Source organism: Amycolatopsis balhimycina FH 1894 (assembly GCF_000384295.1).
Lineage (GTDB): Bacteria > Actinomycetota > Actinomycetes > Mycobacteriales > Pseudonocardiaceae > Amycolatopsis > Amycolatopsis balhimycina.
In genome coordinates this window covers 6984659-7006823 of the sequence record NZ_KB913037.1, presented here as the reverse complement: position 1 = coordinate 7006823, position 22165 = coordinate 6984659, and the positions used below count along the sequence as shown (strand labels likewise).

The following is a 22165-nucleotide window of genomic DNA, read 5'->3' as shown; positions in this document are numbered from 1 at the left end:
CGGTCGAACCGCCCGTTGATCACTTGTCCAAGACGGCTCAAGCCGCGGAAAGGATCTCCGACGCCGTGGCATCTGGACAGCAGAAAACGGGATCGACCTCGGTCAGTCCCGCTGGGGTGAGAGCTGTTGTACCCCCGATGGGATTCGAACCCACGCTACCGGCGTGAGAGGCCGGCGTCCTAGGCCGCTAGACGACGGGGGCTTAGGATCTTCCCTGGTTTCCCAGGGGCTTTTCTGTTTTTCTTGCTGGAGAGAACTTACCAGAGGCGATTTCTCGCCCCGCAGGGGGGTCACTCTCCGCAGCTGGGGTACCAGGACTCGAACCTAGACTAACTGGACCAGAACCAGTCGTGCTGCCAATTACACCATACCCCAGTGAGGTACCGCTCCGGCTGGCCGGTTCAGCACCGCACGAGGAGAAATACTAGAGCACGCCGTTCCGGACGGTGAACGCGGGGGTGCCCGTGCTGCGCTGGGCGGGGACCCCGATCGTGGCGTACTCCGAAACCAGCAGCTCAGGCAGCTCGGCGAGGCCGGCGACGGTGCGGACGCCTTCGGGCGCGCGCTCGCCGATGCCGTCGCGGTCGAGCCACACCGCGCCGAGGCCGGCGTCGCGGGCGCCGATCGCGTCGGTGTCCAGTTTGTCCCCCACGTGAACCGCCTGGTCAGGGGCGCAGCCCATGCCCAGGCAGACCGTGTGGAACATCACCGGGTCGGGTTTCGCCACTCCCAGCTCGCCGGCGATGGCGACGTGGTCGAAGAACGGGGCCAGGCCCAGGTCGGCAATCTTCTTCCGCTGGTGGGCGCCCGAGGCGTTCGTGACGGCGGCCAAGGTCAGCCCGGCCGCGCGCAGCCACTCCAGGCACGGGACGACGTCGTCGAACAGTTGCCAGGAGTGGTCGAGCAGCTCTCTTCGGCGGCGCTCGAAGGAGCTGACCTGCTCGGCGTCGGCGAGGATGCCGAGTTCGGCGAGGAAGCAGTCGGTGCGCCGCTGGTGCATGGTCGCGTAGTCGAGCTCACCGGCGACGACCAGGGCGACGTGCTCTTCGGTGATCAGGTCCCACAACGGCCACAGATCGCCGCGGCCGGTGAGGATGTGGAGGCTGCGGCGGATCGCGGCGGTGCAGTCGATCAAGGTGTCGTCGATGTCCAGGCACACCAGCCGGAGCTCGGGCGGTGCCCAGGGCTCGGACGCCGCCGCGGCGGGCGGGGCGATTCGCGAAGGGGTCCGGGGTGCCAGGGCGAAATCCACCCAGTGAGGCTAGGGCAACCGCCGCGTTCGCGACGCTGCCAAAGAGGTGATTGCCACTCGCCTGTTCCGGCGCATCGGCTCTACTCCCAGTTGGCGAACCGTCTTCTTTCGGTTATCCGGCCACGGCGCGGCTCCTTCGGCGCGCACCGCGGCAGAAGGTTCGGCGACGGCACGATCTGATCCGAAACCGTTGCGGCGAAAGGTCAATCCGTCTGTCCACATCGGTGGGTCGGCACCCCGGAGCCGACGCCCGCCCCCGAGGTCGAAGAGATCCGGCGAACGGTCGCGTTTGGACGGTTTCTCGCCACCGGCCCGCCGCGAAACGCGGACGAAACACACGAAACACGGACGGACCACCGGGCACCCCGTCCGTCGCCCGATCAGCGTATCTCTCGCCACATCGCTTGACGCCGCCCCAGCGGGGGTGCATTCTCAGCTTATTCAACAAGCGATGAATAAGGGAGATGGTCGAGATGACCGAGCGCACGAGCTGCGTCGTCATCGGTGGCGGGCCGGCCGGGATGGTCACGGGACTTCTGCTGGCCCGGGCCGGCGTCGAGGTGACGGTGCTGGAGAAGCACGCCGACTTCCTGCGTGACTTCCGCGGCGACACGGTCCACCCGTCGACGCTCACCCTGCTCGACGAGCTGGGCCTCGGCGAGAAGTTCCACGCGCTGCCGCACAGCGAGCTGAGCGCGGCGGGCTTCCCGATGGAGGACGGCGAGATGATGAAGCTCGCCGACTTCACCCGGCTGAAGGTCGCGCACCCCTACATCGCGATGGTGCCGCAGTGGGACTTCCTCGACCTGCTCGCCGAAAGCGCCCGGAAAGAGCCGACCTTCGTCCTGCGGACGGAGACCGAGTGCACCGGTCTGGTCCGCGAGCACGGCCGGGTGGCCGGTGTCACCTACCGCACGGTGGCCGGTGAGACCGGCGAAGTCCGCGCCGACCTGGTCATCGCCGCGGACGGCCGGTGGTCACTGGCACGGCGCGAAGCCGGTCTCGTACCGCGCGAGTACGACTGCCCGTTCGACGTCTGGTGGTTCCGGCTCTCGCGGGCCGACGGCAACGGAGGCGGCACGCTGATGCCGAGGATGCACGACCGCCGGTTCGCCGTGCCGCTCCCCCGGCCCGGCTTCTTCCAGGTCGCCTACCTCAGCCCGAAGGGCGACGACCTGCGCAAGCAGGGCATCGAGGCGTTCCGGCACAACGTCACGCAGATCTGCCCCGAGTTCGCCGACCGGGTGCACGAACTGGAGTCGATGGACGACGTCAAGTTCCTCGACGTGCGGCTCAACCTGCTGCGCCGGTGGCACGTCGACGGGCTGCTCTGCATCGGCGACGCGGCGCACGCGATGTCGCCGATCGGCGGGGTCGGCATCAACCTGGCGGTGCAGGACGCGGTCGCGGCGGCGACGCTGCTGGCCGAACCGCTGCGGCGGGGCCGTCCCTCGGAGGCGGACCTGGCGAAGGTGCGCTCGCGCCGGCTGGCGCCGACGCTCCTGGTGCAGGGCCTGCAGCGGCTGCTGCACCGGACCGTGATGCGCGCGGTGATGGCGGGCAAGCGCAACGGCCCGCCGGCACCGATGATCAAGCTGTTCGCGCGGTTCCCGAAGCTCTCGTACTTCCCCGCGCGGCTGCTGGGTCTCGGCCTGCGCCCCGAGCACGCGCCGGCGTTCGCCCGCCGCCCGATGGAGCCGGCGGGCCGCTGAAAGCCGTGAAGGCCACCTTCAGGAACTTGTAGTTCCTGAAGGTGGCCTTCACGAATTACGGGTCAGACGCTTTCGACCGGGTTGGTCAGGGTGCCGATGCCTTCGATGGTGATCGAGACGCTCTGGCCGCCCTCGATCGGGCCGACGCCCTCCGGGGTGCCGGTGAGGATGACGTCGCCGGGCAGCAGCGTCATGACCCCGGAGACGAACTCGACGAGCTCGGGGATCTTGTGGACGAGGTCCGAAGTGCGGCCGTCCTGCTTCAGTTCGCCGTCGACTTCGGACCTCAGCGTCAGGTCGGACGCGTCGAGCGACGTCTCGATCCACGGCCCGAGCGGGCAGAAGGTGTCGAAGCCCTTCGCGCGGCCCCACTGGCCGTCGGACTTCTGCAGGTCGCGGGCGCTGACGTCGTTGGCGACGGTGTAGCCGAGGATCGCGCTCGCGGCGCGGGCCGCGGGGACGTTCTTGACCGGCTGGCCGATGACGATGGCGAGCTCGCCCTCGAAGTCGACGCGGCCGACGCCGGACGGGCGGCGGATGGGCGCGTTCGGGCCGACGACCGTGGTCGACGGCTTGAGGAACAGCATCGGCGCGGCGGGCACCTCGTTGCCGAACTCGGCCGCGTGCTTGGCGTAGTTGCGGCCGACGGCGATCACCTTGGACGGCAGGATCGGCGCGAGCAGCCGGACGTCGGCCAGCGGCCACCGCTTGCCGGTGAAGTTGGGCTGGCCGAACGGGTGCTCGGCGATCTCCAGGACCTGGGCGTCGTCACCGTCCCCTTCGACCGAAGCGAACGCGACACCACCGGGATGAGCAATTCGGGCTAGGCGCACGCGGTCAGTCTACGTGCGCCCACCCAACGGCCTTCGGGGGTTCCGGGTGGCGGAGCCCCCGGCCCGGGCCGAAGGCCCGGATGTCACTGTGACTCAGGCCACGGTCGTGCTCTTGTGCACGAGCGCGTCGCACAGGGCGAGCCAGCTGGCCTCGACGATGTTCCCGTGGACCCCGACGGTGGTCCACTCGCGTTCGCCGTCGGTGCTTTCGACCAGCACGCGCGTCACCGCGTCGGTCCCCGGGTGCCCCTGGAGGATCCGGACCTTGTAGTCGGCCAGCTCCACACTGTCCAACCAGGACAAGTGCGGGCTCAGCGCCTTCCGCAGGGCGGCGTCGAGGGCGTGCACCGGGCCGATGCCCTCGGCGGTGGCGATGACGCGCTGCCCGCGGACGTGCACCTTGACCGTCGCCTCGGCCATGACCTCGCCGTCCGGGCGGTGGTCGAGCACCACGCGGTAGGACTCGAGCTCGAACGGCGATTCGACCGGGACATCGGCTTCCTGGCGCAGCAGGAGCTCGAGGGAGGCGTCGGCGGCTTCGAAGGACCAGCCTTCCGCCTCGAGCCGCTTGACCTTCGTGATCGCGCTCGTCAGCGCCTCGGGCCGGCCGGCCAGGTCGACCCCGAGCTCACGTCCCTTGAGCTCGAGGCTGGCCCGGCCGGCCATCTCGGTGACCAGTACCCGCATGTCGTTGCCGACGGAAGACGGATCGATGTGGTTGTACAACAACGGATCCACCTTGATCGCGCTCGCGTGCAGTCCCGCCTTGTGAGCGAAAGCCGACGCCCCTACGTAAGCCTGGTGGGAGTAGGGGGCGAGGTTGGCGATTTCGGCAAGGGCATGGGAGACCCGGGTGAGCTCGGCGCCGCCTCCGGTCGGGAGGACGTCCATGCCGAGCTTGGTCACCAGGTTTCCCGTCACGGCGAAGAGGTCGGCGTTGCCGGCCCGCTCCCCGTAACCGTTGGCGGTGCACTGGACGTGCGTCGCGCCGGCCTGCACCGCGGCGACGGAGTTCGCCACGGCGCAGGAAGTGTCGTCCTGACAGTGGATCCCGAGGCGGAACCCGGTCTTGTCCTTGATCGTCCGGACGGTCTCGGCGAGCCCGAGCGGCAGCTGGCCGCCGTTGGTGTCGCAGAGCACGAGGACATCGGCGCCGGCGTGGGCGGCCGCGTCGAGGACCTTGAGGGACGTCTCGGGAGAGTTGGCGTAACCGTCGAAGAAGTGCTCGGCGTCGAGGAAGACCCGCCGCCCTTCGTTCGTCAGGAACTCGACGGTGTCCCGGACCATGGCACAGGCCTCGTCGACGTCGACGCGGAGAGCGCGTTCGATGTGCCTGAGGTCGGACTTGGCGACGAGGGTGATGACCGGCGCCTCGCTGTCGAGCAGCGCCCGGACCTGCGGATCGGCGTCGGCGGTGGTGCCGGCCTTGCGAGTCGCCCCGAAAGCGACGAGGGCCGCGTGCTTCAGGTTGAGCTCGCCCTTCGCGGCGCGGGCGAAGAATTCGGTGTCCTTGGGAAGCGCCCCGGGCCAGCCGCCTTCGATGAACCCGACACCGAGCTCGTCCAGCAGCCGCGCGACGGCGAGCTTGTCCTGGACGGAGTAGGAGATGCCCTCCCGCTGCGCACCGTCGCGCAGGGTGGTGTCGTAGAGGTGGAAGGCGTCGCCGAGCGGGGTATCGGCGGGCTCCGTGCGGGTCACGGTCTTCTCCTAGCGTTTCAAGGCAACAAAAAAACCTCCCGCATGGGTGCGAGAGGTTGCGCGCCGGGGGCTCTTGTGGAGCTATCGTCCGGCGCGCTCGTCGATAATGATCGCGAAGCTGGTCACGGTCGCATCATGCCACAGCACCGGCGGCCACGTCCAGAACCTGGGCGAAGCTCCCACCATCCGGGAAACCCCCACCAACCATGCCCCACCGCTCCCTGGGGGCTGACCCCGGTCCAGTCTATCGGCGGCAACCGACAGAACCGGCCGAAAAGCCGTTCGGCAGCGAAGTTGTCCACATCGCGGCGGGGCTGTGGACAAGTCGGGCCGGCGGCACAGTTCCGAGGTCTTGAATGACTCATTCAGGTCTTCGGAGGTCCTGAATGAGTCATTCAAGACCTCCGGCCCAGCGGCACCCGGCACCCGGCACGAAAAAGCCCCGCACCCGAGCAACGGGTGCGGGGCTTCTCCGGAAAATCAGCCCGTGCGGACGTTGGACGAAACCAAAGCCGCCAGCCGGTCACCGATCGCCGTCGTGGCGCCCGGCGAAGACTGGTCCCGGGTGGCCAGGTCGAACGCCACCGACGCCTCGATCCGCCGGGCCGATTCCTTCTGGCCCAGGTGGTCCAGCAGCAGCGCCACGGACAGCACCGCCGCCGTCGGGTCCGCGAGCCCCTGGCCCGCGATGTCCGGCGCCGAGCCGTGGACCGGCTCGAACATGCTCGGGTTGCGGCGGGTCATGTCCAGGTTGCCGCTGGCCGCGAGGCCGATTCCGCCCGTCACCGCCGCCGCGAGGTCGGTGATGATGTCGCCGAACAGGTTGTCCGTCACGATCACGTCGAACCGGGACGGGTCCGTCACCAGGTGGATCGTCGCCGCGTCCACATGCGAATACGCGACCGTCACGTCCGGGTGCTCCAGCGAAACCTCTTCGACGATGCGCGACCACAGCGACCCGGCGAACGAGAGCACGTTGGTCTTGTGCACCAGCGTCAGGTGCTTGCGCGGCCGGGCCTCGGCGCGGCTGAACGCGTCCGCCACCACGCGCCGGACGCCGAACGCCGTGTTGACGCTGACCTCCGTCGCGATTTCGTGCTCGGTGTCCTTGCGGATCAGGCCACCAGTACCCGCGTACGGGCCTTCGGTGCCTTCGCGCACGACGACCATGTCGACGTCACCCGCGTCGGCCAGCGGTCCCCGGACACCCGGGTACAGCCGCGCCGGGCGCAGGTTGACGTGGTGGTCCATTTCGAACCGCAGGCGCAGCAGCAAGCCGCGCTCGAGGATTCCGCTCGGCACCGACGGGTCACCGACCGCGCCCAGCAGGATCGCGTCGTGCTGGCGGAGCTCGCCGAGGACCGACTCGGGGAGCAGCTCGCCGGTCGAGTGCCATCGCGCGGCGCCGAGGTCGTAGTTCGTGATCTCCGCCGTCGGTACTACCTCGCCGAGTACCTTCAGCGCCTCGGAGACCACCTCGGGCCCGATCCCGTCACCTGGGATCACCGCGAGCCGCATCCACACACCTCCGTCGACCGGACCATCGACCGCACCGATGGCCCACCGCAACAAAACGCCAGCAGCCGGAAGGTTACCGGCCGTAGACAAACGGCCGTAGCCGCACCACCCTTATGCCGCATCCTCCCGCAGGGTGAGACACCCGATCGGGGGAACGCGAGAGGGGCGCTCCCCGCGGAAATCCGCGGCGAGCGCCCCTGGTCCTGCGTCAATCGATCTTGCCGCCCGTCAGTGGTGACCTGCCCCGATCGGCTGACGGTCGTTCCCCGGCCGGGCGTCCTCCACCTTGACCACGTTCGCCCGGTTGCCCGCCGCGTTGTGGTGCTCGATGGCCAGCAGCCCGAGGGCGTTGTCGGCCGCGGCCGACGTCGCGTTCCGGGTCACGACCAGCGCCGTGCCCGGCTTCGCGACGTAGCCCAGGGCGGCGTCGCCACCACCCTGCACCGCGTAGCCCGGCGCGAGCGCGTCGAACGAGAGCGGCGTGCCGACGTAGTCGATCAGCCCGTTCGTCGTGCCCGGCGCGACGTAGAAGCCGCTGACGCCCACCGTGTAGGAGATGCGGTGGGTGTCGGCGTTCGCGTCGATGCCGAGTGCCGAGAGGGAAACCGGCAGCGTGATCACGTTCGTGTCGAACACGTTGGTGTCGACGTCGCCGAGCTGGCCGTTGACCGCCTGGACGTCGACGGTCGGGAAGCCCGGCTTCAGCGCGACCGTGTTGGCCAGGAGGACGTCGGTCGCCGTCGCCTTGGTCACGTAGGTCTCGAAGTCCGGCTGCCCGTCCCCGGTGGTGTCGATGTCGACGAACGGCGACGTGTTGCTGCCGATGTTCGCCCAGTCGCCCCAGGTGGACAGGCCGAACGCGAGCATCGCGTTCTCCGGCTCGCCCTGGGCCTTCGCCAGCGGAGCGGTCGACGCCGCACCGATGTAACGGAGGTCGCCGCCCTTGGCCGTCTTGTTCAGCGTGCAGTCGGTGACCACGTCCGCGTCGCACTCGGGCAGCTGCGGGGACTCCGCCTGCAGCTCGAGCACGCTGATCAGCGAGCGGTACCGCTGCGCGCCGGCGCCCTGGTCGACACCCTTGCCGCCGAGGTTCAGCACGGCCTGGGTGGCGTCGGACGGGAACTTCACCGACGGCGGCGTCGAAATCGTCGAAACCGGCTTGGGTGCGGCGTAGACCGAAACCCGCAGCGGCACCTTGGCCCCGCTGACCGGAGTGAAGGCGACGCGGCCGGAGGCGTCCGCGACGAACTGCCGGGCCAGGCCGGCCTGGGTGGCCGCCATGGTCGGGTCCATCACCTTGCGCAGCGCCTTCGGGTCGGTGATCTTCAGGGTCACCTTCACCTTGGCGGTGCCGCGCGCGCTCAGCTTCACCGACTGCTTGTCCACTGTGTACTCGACACCCGGCAGCGCGTTGACCGCCTGGTAGGCCACGGTGTACTCGGCGGGCGTGACACCCTTGTTGACCAGCTTGATCGTCTTGGACAGGGTCACCGGCCCGGCCGCCTCGACCGTGCCGAAGCTGACGCTCACCGCGCCCGGGTCGTCCACGACGTAGGCGAGCACCTGGTTGTCCAGCGCGGCCTTCGCGTCGATCCGGCCGCTGCCGACGCGCTGCGGCGCGTAGGTGTGGCCCTTGCCGTCGGAGACGTCGTGGCCGGCGGTGTCGATGACCGACGCCTTGACGTCCTCGACCGACCAGTCCGGGTGCGCCTGGCGGACCAGCGCGGTGATGCCCGCGGTGTGCGGAGCGGCCATCGACGTGCCCGAAAGCACGGTCCGGCCGTTGCCGCTGCCGCGGAACGCCGAGGTGATCGTGTCACCCGGCGCGGCGACGTCCGGCTTGAGCGCCGGGCCGCGGGTGCCGCGCGAGGTGAACGAGCTCGGGGTGTCCACGATCGTCTTGTCGGAGGTCTGGATCGAGGCGCGGCCGGTGCCGAAGAGCCGGACCTGCAGCGTGCCGGCGTTCAGGGCCGGGCGCAGCGGAGCCGTCGCGGAGCCGGTGAACTGGAACACCGGGATCGCCGCGTTGCCCGCGATGCCCGCACTGAAGTGCTCCAAAGTGGACGACAGCAGCGCGCCCTTCGCCCCGGCCGCCTGGGCGTTGTTCGACCGTGCCGCCGAACCGCAGGCGCGGGTCGAGTCGTTGTCGTCCCACTCCAGCCAGACGAACTTGCCGGCGGCCTTCGCCTTGTCCTCGGCGGAGTACGGCGCACAGCCCGCGGCGTTCGCCGCCGACAGCTTGACGACCGGCGCGGCGAGGTCGAGGGTGTCGTAGCCGGTGTAGTTCTGGCTGTACTGCCCGGTCTTCTGGCCCGCGACGCCCGCGGGCGCCTTGACCTCGGCGGCGTCGCGCAGGACGCCCGCGTCCCGCGTGCTGGCCACGGTCAGCGCCTCGGGGGTGTTGCCCGGGGAGCCGGCGATGTCGTTGATGTCGCCGCCGTTGCCCGCGGAGATCACCGGCAGCACGTTGTTCGCGGCGAGCTTGCGCACGAACAGCGAGTCCGGGTCGTCCGGCGCGCCGAAGTCGGAGCCGAGCGAGAGGTTGACGATGTCGAGGTGGTCGGTGAAGTCGCCGTCGCCGTCCGGGTCGAGCGCCCAGTCCAGTGCCTGCGAGGTGACGTTCGTCGACCCCGTGCAGCCGAACACCTTGATCGCGTAGAGCAGCGACTTCGGCGCCGTGCCCGGGCCGATCTGCATCGCGTCGACCTTCTTGGCGTCCAGCTTCTTGTAGTCGCCCTTGAAGGTCTTGCCGTCGGCGGTGATGCCGAAGCCGCCGATGGTGCCGGCGACGTGCGTGCCGTGCTCGCCGCAGGCCAGCGGGTTCGGGTCCGGCTTCGGGGTGGTCTTGCCGGCCGTCGCGGCGTCGTAGTCGTTGCCGACGAGGTCGGTGCCGCCGACCACCTTGGCGCTCGGGAACAGCGGCGTCGGCTTGGTGCTGTCGACGCTCTTGTAGGCGGCCTGCGTGCCCGGGCCGCCGAAGTCGGCGTGGGTGTAGTCGATGCCGTCGTCGATGACGCCGACGCGGACGCCGTCGCCGAACTTGCCGGTCTGCTGCCAGGCGGCGAGGGTGTTGGTCAGCTGCTCGGCGCTGGCGTTGGTCCGGGTCTTCGGCACGACCGTGCGCACCGCGACGACGTCCGCCCGCTTCGCGACTTCGCGCAGCTTCGCGGCGTCGGCGGTGACGACCACGCCGGGAACGGCGTTGGCGGTCTGGGTGACGACCTGCGGCTGGGCATCGGCCGCGCGCAGCTGGCCGAGGACGGAGTCCACCGCGGCGGCGGTGTCGGCCTTCGCGGCGCGGGCGGCCCGCTTCGCCTGGTCCTTGCCCTGCGGCTCCGCGGCGGTGAACGCGTCGACGGCCGGCTTCTTGGCCAGTTCGACGAACGCGGTGACCCGGCCCTGCGCGGCCCCCAGACGCGGCGACAGCTTGCCCTGCAGCCGCGCGTCGTCGATCTTGGCCGGTGCGACGCCGTCGGCGAGCGGCGCATCCGCCGCGCTCGCGACCGGCGCCCCGAGCGCGGCCGCCAGCACGACGGCGAAGGCCGCCGTCGTGGCGCGCGCGGGTAGGCGGGATCTGCTCATGAGTCGGCCCCTTACTCGAGGTCTGGACCCGAACCTGCCTGCCGCTCCTGACACCCCCGACGGTGAAGCGCGGCACAGCGCCGTGCCCTTCGACGACGCGTGGTTCGACCTCGCGCAAAGGAACCTAATGCCCCAAAACACCTACTTCCGTAGGCAAAGAAGTCCGTTATGTGAATGTGATTGCACGCGAAAGCCCCCTCTCCGAGGTGGCGAGGGGGCTTTCGCGTGCGAGAGGAATCAGGTGAAGTCCACCGCGCGGATCGTGTGCGCCCCGACCGAAGCGCCGATCGGGTCCAGCAGGTGGGCGTCGATGTGGCGGTCGACGCGCAGCAGCATCACCGCGTCGGAGCCGTCGGTGGTCTGGCTGATCTGCGCGGCCTCGATGTTGATGCCCGCCTCGCCGAGCAGCGTCCCGACGCGGCCCATCACGCCCGGGCGGTCCGCGTACTCGACCAGCAGCACGGTGCCTTCGGCGCGCAGGTCGAACCCGCGGCCGTTGACCTCGACCAGCTTCTCGGCCTCGTCCTTGCCGGTGACCGAGCCCGACACGGTGAGCGTCGCGCCGTCGGCGTACACCGCGCGCACGGTGACCAGGCTGCGGAACTTGGGGCTCTCGGGTTCGGTCACCAGCTCGACCTGCACGCCCAGCTTCTCCGCCAGCTGCGGCGCGTTGACGAACGTGACCTGGTCCTCGACCACGCCGGTGAACACCCCGCGCAGCGCGGCGAGCTGCAGCACGCTGGTGTCCTCGCTGGTCAGCTCGCCCTTGACCTGCACGGTCACCGACGTCGGCGCCTTCGGGTTCAGCGCGGTGAGCAGGGTGCCGAGCTTCTGGACCAGCGACAGGTACGGGCGGACGTGTTCGCCCACCGCGCCGCCGCCGGAGACGTTCACCGCGTCCGGCACGAACTCGCCGCGCAGGGCCAGCAGCACCGACTTCGCGACGTCGGTGCCCGCGCGGTCCTGCGCCTCGGCCGTCGAAGCGCCCAGGTGCGGCGTCACGACGACGTTCTCCAGCTCGAACAGCGGGCTGGACGTGGTCGGCTCGGAGACGAAGACGTCGACGCCGGCGCCGCCGACGTGACCCGAGCGCAGCGCGTCGGCCAGGTCCTGCTCGACGATCAGCCCGCCACGGGCGGCGTTCACGATGATGACGCCCGGCTTGGTCTTCTTCAGCGCCTCGGCGTCGATGAGGCCCTTGGTCTCCGGCGTCTTCGGCAGGTGGATGGAGATGGCGTCGGCGCGGCGCAGCAGCTCGTCGAGCGTGACGAGCTCGATGCCCAGCTGCGCGGCGCGCGCGGCCGAGACGTAGGGGTCGTAGGCGATGAGCTTGGTTTCGAAGGCGGCGAGACGCTGGGCGAACAGCTGCCCGATCTTGCCGAGGCCCACGACACCGATCGTCTTGCCCTGCAGCTCGACGCCGGAGAACGAGCTGCGCTTCCACTCGCCGCCGCGGAGGCTCTGGTCGGCGGCCGGGACCCGGCGCGCGACCGAAAGCAGCAGGGCGACGGCGTGCTCGGCGGCGGAGACGATGTTCGACGTCGGCGCGTTGACGACCAGGACGCCGCGCTCGGTGGCGGCGGGCACCACGACGTTGTCCAGCCCGACGCCGGCACGGGCGACGACCTTGAGCTGGGTGGTGGCGCCGAAGACCTCGGCGTCGACCTGGGTGGCGGAGCGGACCAGGAGCGCGTCGGCGCTCTTCACCGCCTCGAGCAGCGCGGACCGGTCCGTGCCGTCGACGTGCCGGACCTCCACCTCGTCACCGAAGACACTCAGCACGGAGGGGGCGAGCTTCTCCGCGATGAGGACGACGGGCTTATTGGGCTTGCTCACGATGCGGCTCCCACTATCTGGTCACTTCCAGAACGTTCCATGTGTCGACAGACGGTCTCAGCACGCCGTTGTGCCCCGGTCGAGCCGGAGTTTAACGCGCAGGAGCGCCCGGTGGCTTCCCCCCGTGTTAACTCGCCCGTAATCCCTCGAAAACAAGAGCCAGGAGGCGTTGCATGCCCCCGGGACCGGGCAGGTGGCCGCCCGCCCAGGATGCCGCGTGCAGCAACAAAAGCAGCTCCTGCGCGGTGACGTCGGCGCGAAGCTCACCGGCCTGTTTCGCACGTTCCACCAGATGGGAACCCCACTCGCGCATCGTGTGGCACGACGCGTACAAACGGGATGATTCGTCGTTCAGCGCGTCGGCGGTGAGCTCGACCAGGCCGCGGAACGTGCCGGTGGCGTCCCCGAGCCCGGCCAGCCAGGAGTGCAGGGCGTTCAGCGGCTCGGGATGGGTGAGCAGTTCGCGGGCCCGCTCGGCCTGCGCGTCGAAGCGAGCACGCAGGAGCGTCTCGAGCAGTGCGTCGCGCGTCGGGAAGTGCCGGTAGAGCGTGCCGATGCCGACTCCGGCGCGGCGCGCGATGTCTTCCAGTGACGCCTCGACGCCGTGCTCGGCGAAGGAGCGTTGCGCCTCTTCGAGGAGGCGTTCGTAGTTGCGGCGGGCGTCCGCGCGCATCGGTTTCACATCGGTCATCGCCACTCGAACCTTACCGGGTAGCCAATCGGAGGCTGCCTCCGTATATTGACCGGAGGCAGCCTCAGCTTACTGGAGGGATCGAGGATGACCCTGATCGAAGACACCCGCGCACGGCTCGGCGCGGTCGGCGCCTGGTTGCCGAGCGCACCCCTGGCCCCACCCCCGGACGTCGAACGCGCGGCGACGCGGCGGCTCGCCGAAGCCGGCTACCGCTCGGCCTGGAGCGGCGAAGGACCCGGCACCCGCGAGGTGTTCGCGCACTTCGGCGACCTGCTCGCGTCGGTGCCGGACGTCGTGCTCGGCACCGGCATCGCGAACCTGTGGGCCCGGCGCGGGACGACCGCGCACAAGGGCGGCGCGACGCTCGCCCATGCTCACCCCGGCCGGTTCGTGCTCGGCATCGGCGTCGGGCACGCGTTCCAGGCGGCGAAGCTGGGCGAGGACTACCGCCCGATCGACCGCATGCGGGACTATCTGTCCGAAATGGACACCTCCGCGGCCGAAAGCCCCGCGCCCGTGGCGTTTCCGCGCGTGCTGGCCGCGGTCGGCCCGAAGATGCTGGCCCTGTCCCGTGACCACGCCGACGGCGCGCATCCGTTCGCCCAGCCGGTCTCGCACACGCCGTACGCCCGGGAGATCCTCGGGCCGGACAAGCTGCTGATCCCGCAGCAGACGGTGCTGCTCGGCAGCCGCGAGGACGCTCGCGAGAGCGTGTGGCGCCGGGTGGCGCAGTCACGGCAGTACAGCGTCACGGTGTACCTGGCGGGCTGGAAACGGCTCGGCTACACCGAGGCCGACATCGCCGGGCCGAGCGACCGGTTCGTCGACGACCTCGTCCTCTGGGGTGACGCGGCGACCATCGCGAAGCGGCTCGACGAACTCCGGGACGCGGGCGCGGACCACGTGCTGCTGACGCCGTCGGCGGCCACGTTCGAATCCACTGTGGACATACTGGCCGAACTGGCCCCGGAGGTGACCCGATGAGCGTCGGGATCTGGCGGTTCTTCGACGGCGCCCCGATCGGCGCGGTCCGCGAAACGGCCGCGGAGGTGGAGGAACTGGGCTTCGACGCGCTCTGGTTCGGCGAATACGCCGGCCGGGACGCCTTCACGCAGGCGGCCCTGATCCTGGCGGCGACCTCCCGGCTCACCGTGGCCACGGGCATCGCGCGGTTCGACCGCCGCGCGCCGATCACGGCGGAGGCGGCGACCCGGGCGCTCGGCGAGGCGTACCCGGGCCGGTTCACCGTCGGCCTCGGCGGGCACTTCCCGGGCGCGCGGCCGATTTCGGCGATGCGCGAGTACCTCGAGGGGATGGACACGGCCGAACTGCCCGCCCTGCCACCGCCGTCGCCGCGGCCCCGGCGGCTGATCGCGGCGCTCGGGCCCCGGGCGCTCGACCTGGCGGCCGAACGGACGGACGGCGCGCACCCGTACTTCGTCCCGCCGGAGCACACGGCGATGGCCCGCGAACGGCTCGGCCCGGGCAAGTACCTGGCCGTCGAGCAAGCGGTGATCCTGGACGCTTCACCGGACGCCGCCCGCGAACACGTCGGCCTCTACGTCCGGCAGGCCCCGCACCACCAGGCGAACCTGCGCCGCCTCGGCTTCACCGACGACGACCTCGCCGACGGCGGCAGCGACCGCCTGGTCGACGCCATCGTCGCGACCGGCGAACAGGCGGCGGCCGACCGGATCCAGGCCCACCTCGACGCGGGCGCCGACCACGTCTGCGTCCAGGTCCTGGCCCGAACCCCGAAGTCCTACGGCCTCCTGGCCGACCTCCTCCCGTGACGAAACCCGGATCTCGCGTGACCAGACCCGTAACTCGTGTGATCGAGGCCGTAACTCGTGAGTTCCGGCTCCGATCACGTGAGTTCCGGCTTCGATCACGCGAGATCTGGCGGGAAGCACGCGAGATCCGGGTTCGGCGGTAGGGTGACGGGGCGCGGTTGAGGGCCGCGCCCCGTCCGCGGAAAGGGCCGAGCCCACCCCTGCAGTACCGCACCACCAGCTCCGCACCTTCTTTCCTGCCCGGTGCCGGCGGACCACGGGCGACGAGGGAAGGAGGCACCATGGGCACGCTGCCCGCGAAACCCAGCCTGGACCAGCTGCGCAAGCGCGCGAAGGACCTCGCGCGCCGAAGCCGTGAAGCTGTCCGAAGCACAGTACCGGATCGCCCGCGAGCACGGCTTCCCGAGCTGGCCGAAGCTGCAGGCGTACGTCCGGCGCGTCACCGAACACGGCGAACGCCTGCAGCACCCGTACCACCAGGACGTCGGTTACTACGCCGAGCGCGCGCTCGGACTGCTCGCCTCCGCCGAGGACGAGACGCCCGGCGCGCGCGAGCCGTTCGACCGCTGGGGACAGCCGCTCACCCGGGACGGCGCCCGCGCGGTCGTCGCCCGGGAGCACGGTTTCGGTTCCTGGAAAGGACTTCGCGACCACGTCAAGTCCCTTGTAGACAGTGGCGAGCCGTTCGCGCGTGCGTACCGGGCCGTCGAAGACCGGGATCCGGGGAAACTCGAGTTACTCCTCGACGAATTCCCCGGGCTGGTCACCGCCCGCGGCACCAACGGCAACGACCTGCTCGGCATGGCCGGCGCGACCTGCGACGAACGGCTCAGCCGGATCCTGCTCGACCACGGCGCCGACCCGTCGCGCGGCAACGTCCACGGCTGGACGCCCCTGCACCAGGCCGCCTACAGCAACCTGCCGCTCCTGCTCGACTTGCTCCTGGAAGCGGGCGCACCGGTCGACGTCCCGGCCCGGGGTGACGGCGGCACTCCCCTGGTCGTCGCCCTGTTCTGGGGCCACCGCGAAGCGGCGGAGAAACTGGCGGAATACAGCCGGGCCCCGGGGAACCTGCGCGTCGCGGCCGGGCTCGGCGACGCGGACCTCCTCGACGAGCTGCTCCGGCCGGGCCACCCGGCCACCGGTGCGCACCGGGGTTTCTACCGGCCGCACAGCGGTTTCCCGCGCCGGCAGCCGACGGACGACCCCGCCGAAGTCAAGAACGAAGCCCTGGCCTGGGCGGCACGCAACGACCGCGTCGACGCGCTGAGAACCCTCGTCGCCCGGGGCGCCGAGGTGAACGCCGACGTCTACCGCGGCACCGCGCTGGCGTGGGCGGCCGCGCAAGGCAAGCTCGACGCCGTCCGGACGCTCCTCGACCTCGGCGCCGACGTGAACCACCCCGGCACGTTCGGCGGCCCGAACCACGGCGAAGGCGCCACGGCGCTGCACCTGGCCGCGCAGTCCGGGCACCTCGACGTCATCCGCGCCCTCGTCGAAAGCGGTGCCGACCGCGAAGCCCGGGACGGGATCTTCCACAGCACCCCGGAGACGTGGGCCGACGTGTGCGGGCAGCCGGCCGCGCGAGACCTCTTGCAAACCTTGTAGACAACCGGAGTCTGTAGTCCGTATCGTCGCAGGCGGACTTCAGACTCCGTTTTGCCACTGGGAGGACCCATGACTTCACCCCGCGACGTGTTCGCCGCGCTGTCCGACGGCATCAGCGAAGGACGGTGGGACGAGCTTTCCGCGCTCTACGCCGAAGACGCCGTCGTCGAACACCCCCAGGCCGTGCCGCGGCCGGGCCGCATCACCGGCCGCGCCGCGGTCCACGAACGGTTCACCAGCGCCCTCGCCGGGGCCCTGCGGCTCAAGCGCAAGAACGTCGTCGTCCACGAGACGACCGACCCCGAGGTGATCGTCGCCGAATACGACTACGACGCCGAGTCGGTGGAGACCGGCCGGACCACGCCGACGGCCAACATCCAGGTGCTGCGCGTCCGCGACGGCCTGATCGTCCACACCCGCGACTACCACGACTACCTGCGGCTCGCCGCGATCCGCGACGGCGTCGACCAGCTGGTCAAGGCCTACGAGCAGGCGCCGCCGCGCGAGTTGTCGCCGATCGGACCACGAACGTCGAGCGACCCGAAGAGCCGGCGCGGGGTGTTCGAGCGGCTCGTCTACGGCGTGTGCGACAAGGCCGGCCCGCACCTGGCGGAGCTGTACGCCGAGCCCACCCACGTCACGCACCCGTTCCTGCCGGGTTCGGCCGTCGTGCGCACGCGCGAGGAGCTGCGGACGCACTTCGGGCAGGCCGCGGCCATGGGCGTCGACTTCGAGATCGCCGACCTCGTCACGTACGAGGGCACGGACCCGGAGATCCTGATCGCCGAGTTCGCCTACCAGGGCAGCTACGGCGGCCGCACGGTCCGGATCGCCAACATCTTCGCCATGCGGATCTCGGGCGGCCTGGTCGTCGAATCCCGCGACTACGGCGACCACCTCGGCATCGCCGGCGACCTCGGCAAGATCCCCGAGCTGGCGGCGAAGCTCTAAGCCTCCGCGGCGAGGTCCTCGGGCAGGTCGAACTCGCCGTCACGGACGCCCTTCACGAACGCGTCCCACTCCGCCGGGGTGAAGACCAGGACGACGCCGTCCGGCTTCGACGACTGCCGCATCGCGGTGTAGGTGACACCGTCGGTGTGCTCGATGAAGGCGTACTCGACGCAGTCGTCGAGCGTGACGCCCTCGGGCTCGGCCCGGATCCACTCGGCCTTGCTGAAGTCCAGGTGGTGCCGGATGTGCGCCTTGTCGTCGACCGGCTGATCAGTCATGTCACCAGCGTAGCGACCCGGGCACCGAACGCACTGAAGGGGACGCCGTGCGGCGTCCCCTTCAGCGTGTTACCGAACTGTGTTGCCGAACTGTGTTGTCGAAAAATGGTCAGGCGGTCTCGGTGATCGGCCGGTCCACCCACGACATCAGGTCGCGCAGCTTCTTGCCGGTCGCCTCGATCGGGTGCTGGTTGCCCTGCTCCTCGAGCTTGGTGAAGTTCGGCCGACCGGCCTCGTCCTCGGCGACCCATTCGCGGGCGAACGTGCCGTCCTGGATCTCGCCGAGGATCTTCTTCATTTCTTCCTTGACCGCCGGCGAGATGACGCGCGGGCCGCGGGTCAGGTCGCCGTACTCGGCGGTGTCGGAGATCGAGTAGCGCTGGCGCGCGATGCCGCCCTCGTACATGAGGTCGACGATCAGCTTCAGCTCGTGCAGCACCTCGAAGTAGGCGATCTCCGGGGCGTAGCCGGCCTCGGTGAGCACCTCGAAGCCGGTTTGCACCAACGCGGACGCGCCACCGCAGAGCACGGCCTGCTCGCCGAAGAGGTCGGTCTCGGTCTCCTCGGTGAACGTCGTCTTGATGACGCCGGCGCGGGCGCCACCGATGGCGGCCGCGTAGGAGAGGGCGAGCGCCTGGGCGTTGCCGGAGGCGTCCTGCTCCACGGCGATGAGCGCCGGGACGCCCTTGCCGTCGACGAACTGGCGGCGGACCAGGTGGCCCGGGCCCTTCGGTGCGACCATCGCGACGTCGACGTTCGCCGGCGGCTTGATCAGGTCGTAGCGGATGTTGAAGCCGTGCCCGAAGAAGAGGGCGTCGCCGTCCTTGAGGTTCGGCGCGATGTCCTGCTCGTAGATGTGACGCTGCTTGGTGTCCGGCGCCAGGATCATGATCAGGTCGGCTTCGGCCGACGCCTCGGCCGGGGTGAGCACGCGCAGGCCCTGCTCCTCGGCCTTCGCCCGCGACTTGGACCCCTCGGGCAGGCCGATGCGGACGTCGACGCCGGAGTCGCGCAGGCTCAGCGAGTGGGCGTGGCCCTGGCTGCCGTAGCCGATGACAGCGACCTTGCGCCCCTGGATGATCGAGAGGTCGGCGTCGTCGTCGTAAAAAATTTCCACTGCCATGGGGGTTACTGCTTCCTTTCCTGACTTACAAAGTTTTATCGCGGCGAAGTTGCGGTGATCGAGCGGGCGCCACGGCCCACCGCGACCATGCCCGACTGCACCAGCTCGCGGATGCCATACGGCTCCAGCATCCGCAGCAACGCACCGATCTTGTCGGACGTCCCGGTGGCCTCGACGGTGAGTGCCTCCGGAGAGACGTCCACCACCTTGGCCCGGAAGAGCTGGACGGTTTCGAGGACCTGGCTGCGCACGGTGTTGTCGGCGCGAACCTTCACGAGCAGCAGTTCACGCTGCACGGCGGTCGACTGTTCCAGCTCGACGATCTTGATCACGTTGACCAGCTTGTTGAGCTGCTTCGTCACCTGTTCGAGCGGTAGCTCTTCCACGGCGACCACGATCGTCATGCGGGACACCTCGGGGTTTTCCGTGGGCCCGACGGCGAGGGACTCGATGTTGAACCCGCGGCGGGAGAACAGGCCCGAGACGCGCGCGAGCACACCGGGCTTGTTCTCGACCAGGACACTCAGCGTGTGGACGCTCATCGTCAGCGCTCACCTTCCGCAGTGGAGTCGGCTGCTTCCACCGAAACCTCGTCGTCGTCGAACAGCGGCCGGATGCCCCGGACCGCCATGATCTCGTCGTTGCCGGTGCCGGCCGCGACCATCGGCCACACCTGGGCATCCTTCCCCACGACGAAGTCGATCACGACGGGGCGGTCGTTGATTTCCATCGCGCGGCGGATGGTGGCGTCGACGTCTTCCTTCGTTTCGCACCGCAGGCCGGCGCAGCCCAGCGCCTCGGCCAGCAGGACGAAGTCCGGGATGCGGTGCTTGTGCGTCCCGAGGTCGGTGTTGGAGTACCGCTCCGCGTAGAACAGGTTCTGCCACTGCCGGACCATGCCGAGGTTGCCGTTGTTGATCACAGCGACCTTGATCGGCGCGCCCTCGATGGCGCAGGTGGCCAGCTCCTGGTTGGTCATCTGGAAGCAGCCGTCGCCGTCGATCGCCCACACGGCCTTGTCCGGGACCCCGAACTGCGCGCCCATCGCGGCGGGCACCGCGTAGCCCATGGTGCCGAGGCCGCCGGAGTTGATCCAGGTGCGCGGGTTCTCGTACTTGACGAACTGCGCGGCCCACATCTGGTGCTGGCCGACGCCGGCGGCGTAGACGGCGTCCGGGCCGACGAGCCGGCCGATCCGCTCGATGACGTACTGCGGCGACAGCGAGCCGTCGTCGGGCCACTCGTACCCGGCCGGGTAGTTCGTGCGCCAGCCGTCGGCCTGGGTCCACCAGTCGGCGAGGTCGGGCTTTTCACCATGGTCGAACTCCGCCTTCACGGCGGTGATCAGCTCGCCGATGATCTCCTTGCAGTCGCCCACGATCGGGACGTCCGCCTTGCGGTTCTTGGAGATCTCGGCCGGGTCGATGTCGGCGTGCACGATCGCGGCGTCCGGCGCGAACGACTCCAGCTGGCCGGTGACCCGGTCGTCGAACCGGGCGCCGAGCGCGATCAGCAGGTCGGCGCGCTGCATCGCGGCGACCGCGGCGACCGAGCCGTGCATGCCCGGCATGCCGAGGTGCTGCGGGTGCGAGTCGGGGAACGCGCCGCGCGCCATCAGCGTGGTGACGACCGGGATGTTCGTCAGCTCGGCGAGCTGCTTCAGCTGCTCGTGCGCCTCGGCCTTGATCACGCCACCGCCGACGTAGAGCACCGGACGTCGCGACTTAGCGATCAGCTTCGCGGCTTCGCGGACCTGCTTGCCGTGCGGGCGCAGCGTGGGGCGGTAGCCCGGCAGCCGCAGCTCGGTCGGCCAGGAGAACGAGGTCATCTCCTGCAGCACGTCCTTGGGGATGTCCACCAGGACCGGGCCGGGTCGGCCCGTGGACGCCAGGTGGAACGCCTCGGCGATGGTCCGCGGGATGTCCGCGGGGTCCGTGACGAGGAAGTTGTGCTTCGTGATCGGCATGGTGATGCCGCAGATGTCGGCTTCCTGGAACGCGTCGGTGCCGATCAGCGCGCGCGACTGCTGGCCGGTGATGGCCACGACCGGGACGGAGTCCATGTTGGCGTCGGCGAGCGGGGTGACCAGGTTGGTCGCGCCCGGGCCCGACGTGGCCATGCAGACGCCGACCTTGCCGGTGGCCTGCGCGTAGCCGGTGGCCGCGTGGCCGGCGCCCTGCTCGTGGCGGACCAGGATGTGGCGGACCTTCGTCGAGTCGAGCAGGGGGTCGTAGGCGGGCAGGATGGTGCCGCCCGGAATGCCGAAGACCACCTCGGCGCCGACCGCCTCGAGCGAGCGCACGAGCGACTGGGCGCCGGTGACGCGCACCGGCGTTCCCGCCGGTGGCGTCGGCTTCGGACGTGCTCCGGGCGTTCCGGGCGTCGGCCCGGGTTTCGCGTCGCTGCGCGACGTGGCACTGGTCATCGGATCTGCCTCGTGGGTCTCGGTGTCACTCGTTCGGGTCGGTTTTGTGCGGTGGGGCCAGGAATCTCTTCCCTTGGGCAACAAAAAACCCTCGCCGACCGTAAGGTCGCACGAGGGTCGCGCGTCGACGCAGCGGAAAGTCTTCCCTAAGCGTCGACGCGCTTGGGAAGTACGAGGCCGGTCAGCGGTGTCACGGCGATGACGCTAGACCGAACGCCGCTCGGGTGTCAACTCTGCGGGACGGCGCGTCCGCATACTGGACACCTTCGCGGCGCACGTCACGCCCGCGCGACCCGGGTCCGAGCCGGTCCGCGCAGCGGTGCACCATTTCCGCGTGGCCGAAAAACAGCAGGACGAAGGCCGGAAGGCCGTCTTCCGCATCCCCCGCACGTCGTTCATGGCGATCGCCCTCCTGACGATCTGCGTGACGCCCATCGCGCTCGGGGAGATCCCGTACCTGGAGTGGCTCTACCTCTTCCCGATCGCGCTGGCGGTGTTCGTGGTCCGCACCCGGACCGTCGCCACCCGCGACGGGCTGGCGATCCGCACGATGTTCGGCAAGCGGGACGTGCCGTGGTCGGCGTTGAAGGGGCTCGCGATCACCAAGAAGGCCCGCGTGCAGGCGGTGCTGAAGGACGACACGAAGGTGCCGCTGCCGACCGTGCGGACCCGGCACCTGCCGGTGCTGTCGCTGGTGAGCGACGGGCTGGTAGCGGACCCGAGCGGGCAGCTGAGCGCCGAGGACATCCAGCCCGGGGCGTCCGAGACCTCGGCCGGCGAGTAACCCGGGCCCCGCCCCGCCACCACCCTCGGCGGACGGGCTTCGCCCGACAGCGTAAATTGGTAGGACCAGTTTCGCTGG

Annotated in this window: 17 protein-coding genes and 2 tRNA genes; 6 read left to right on the top strand and 13 right to left on the bottom strand. The window is 70.1% G+C overall.

What is annotated here, in order from left to right; translation table 11 throughout:
* Window positions 1–129: 129 nt before the first annotated feature.
* From A3CE_RS0132150 to A3CE_RS0132140, 3 genes are all read right to left on the bottom strand, one after another.
* A tRNA-Glu gene (locus tag A3CE_RS0132150) sits at window positions 130–202 on the bottom strand.
* A 101-nt stretch (window positions 203–303) separates the two neighbouring features.
* Window positions 304–375, bottom strand: a tRNA-Gln gene (locus tag A3CE_RS0132145).
* Window positions 376–424: 49 nt separating this feature from the next.
* Window positions 425–1159, bottom strand: coding sequence for an HAD family hydrolase (locus A3CE_RS0132140; protein ID WP_043792765.1), 735 nt, complete (start codon window positions 1157–1159; stop codon window positions 425–427).
* Between the two features lie 566 nt (window positions 1160–1725).
* Here A3CE_RS0132140 and A3CE_RS0132135 point away from each other — a divergent pair.
* Window positions 1726–2964 carry an FAD-dependent oxidoreductase gene (locus A3CE_RS0132135; RefSeq protein ID WP_043792763.1) on the top strand — a complete coding sequence of 413 codons (1239 nt, stop codon included), beginning with the start codon at window positions 1726–1728 and terminating at the stop codon, window positions 2962–2964.
* 62 nt (window positions 2965–3026) lie between these two features.
* Here the strand turns inward: A3CE_RS0132135 and A3CE_RS0132130 are convergent, their stop codons facing one another.
* The 6 genes from A3CE_RS0132130 to A3CE_RS0132105 form a co-directional block, all read right to left on the bottom strand.
* Window positions 3027–3797, bottom strand: a complete 771-nt coding sequence (locus tag A3CE_RS0132130) for a fumarylacetoacetate hydrolase family protein (RefSeq protein WP_020644213.1) — start codon at window positions 3795–3797, stop codon at window positions 3027–3029.
* Window positions 3798–3890: 93 nt separating this feature from the next.
* Window positions 3891–5495, bottom strand: a complete 1605-nt coding sequence (gene cimA / locus A3CE_RS0132125) for a citramalate synthase (RefSeq protein ID WP_020644212.1) — start codon at window positions 5493–5495, stop codon at window positions 3891–3893.
* 480 nt (window positions 5496–5975) lie between these two features.
* Entirely contained in the window at window positions 5976–7013 is a 1038-nt protein-coding gene (locus A3CE_RS0132120; protein WP_026469085.1) for a 3-isopropylmalate dehydrogenase, read from the bottom strand.
* 228 nt (window positions 7014–7241) lie between these two features.
* Window positions 7242–10595, bottom strand: a complete 3354-nt coding sequence (locus A3CE_RS0132115; protein WP_020644210.1) for a S8 family serine peptidase — start codon at window positions 10593–10595, stop codon at window positions 7242–7244.
* Window positions 10596–10832: 237 nt separating this feature from the next.
* A complete protein-coding gene (gene serA, locus A3CE_RS0132110) occupies window positions 10833–12431 on the bottom strand; it encodes a phosphoglycerate dehydrogenase (RefSeq protein ID WP_020644209.1) in 1599 nt (532 codons plus the stop codon).
* Window positions 12432–12558: 127 nt separating this feature from the next.
* Window positions 12559–13122 (bottom strand): TetR/AcrR family transcriptional regulator, encoded by a 564-nt coding sequence (locus A3CE_RS0132105; RefSeq protein ID WP_026469084.1) that lies wholly within the window; start codon window positions 13120–13122, stop codon window positions 12559–12561.
* An 87-nt stretch (window positions 13123–13209) separates the two neighbouring features.
* Between A3CE_RS0132105 and A3CE_RS0132100 the strand changes: the two genes are divergently transcribed.
* The 4 genes from A3CE_RS0132100 to A3CE_RS0132085 all read left to right on the top strand — a co-directional run bounded on the left by A3CE_RS0132100 (window position 13210) and on the right by A3CE_RS0132085 (window position 17477).
* Window positions 13210–14109: a TIGR03620 family F420-dependent LLM class oxidoreductase gene (locus tag A3CE_RS0132100; protein WP_020644207.1), complete on the top strand. Its 900-nt coding sequence runs from the start codon at window positions 13210–13212 to the stop codon at window positions 14107–14109.
* The gene (locus A3CE_RS0132095; protein WP_020644206.1) at window positions 14106–14918 is read left to right on the top strand and encodes a TIGR03620 family F420-dependent LLM class oxidoreductase; all 813 of its coding nucleotides are present in this window, start codon (window positions 14106–14108) and stop codon (window positions 14916–14918) included. The genes A3CE_RS0132100 and A3CE_RS0132095 overlap by 4 nt, the downstream gene beginning before the upstream one ends.
* Before the next feature lie 354 nt (window positions 14919–15272).
* The gene (locus A3CE_RS51955; RefSeq protein WP_020644205.1) at window positions 15273–16526 is read left to right on the top strand and encodes an ankyrin repeat domain-containing protein; all 1254 of its coding nucleotides are present in this window, start codon (window positions 15273–15275) and stop codon (window positions 16524–16526) included.
* Between the two features lie 69 nt (window positions 16527–16595).
* Window positions 16596–17477, top strand: a complete 882-nt coding sequence (locus A3CE_RS0132085; protein WP_020644204.1) for a nuclear transport factor 2 family protein — start codon at window positions 16596–16598, stop codon at window positions 17475–17477.
* Here the strand turns inward: A3CE_RS0132085 and A3CE_RS0132080 are convergent.
* From A3CE_RS0132080 to A3CE_RS0132065, 4 genes are all read right to left on the bottom strand, one after another.
* Window positions 17474–17755 carry a DUF397 domain-containing protein gene (locus tag A3CE_RS0132080; RefSeq protein WP_020644203.1) on the bottom strand — a complete coding sequence of 94 codons (282 nt, stop codon included), beginning with the start codon at window positions 17753–17755 and terminating at the stop codon, window positions 17474–17476. The genes A3CE_RS0132085 and A3CE_RS0132080 overlap by 4 nt on opposite strands.
* 109 nt (window positions 17756–17864) lie before the next feature.
* Window positions 17865–18878 carry a ketol-acid reductoisomerase gene (gene ilvC / locus A3CE_RS0132075; RefSeq protein WP_026469083.1) on the bottom strand — a complete coding sequence of 338 codons (1014 nt, stop codon included), beginning with the start codon at window positions 18876–18878 and terminating at the stop codon, window positions 17865–17867.
* Between the two features lie 35 nt (window positions 18879–18913).
* On the bottom strand, window positions 18914–19420 hold the full coding sequence (ilvN, locus tag A3CE_RS0132070; RefSeq protein WP_003080760.1) for an acetolactate synthase small subunit: 507 nt from the start codon (window positions 19418–19420) through the stop codon (window positions 18914–18916).
* 2 nt (window positions 19421–19422) lie between these two features.
* Complete coding sequence (locus tag A3CE_RS0132065) at window positions 19423–21303, bottom strand: acetolactate synthase large subunit (RefSeq protein ID WP_043791192.1); 1881 nt, start codon at window positions 21301–21303, stop codon at window positions 19423–19425.
* A 334-nt stretch (window positions 21304–21637) separates the two neighbouring features.
* On the opposite strand from A3CE_RS0132065, the gene A3CE_RS0132060 reads away from it, so the two are divergent.
* Window positions 21638–22087: a PH domain-containing protein gene (locus tag A3CE_RS0132060; protein WP_020644200.1), complete on the top strand. Its 450-nt coding sequence runs from the start codon at window positions 21638–21640 to the stop codon at window positions 22085–22087.
* Window positions 22088–22165: the final 78 nt, after the last annotated feature.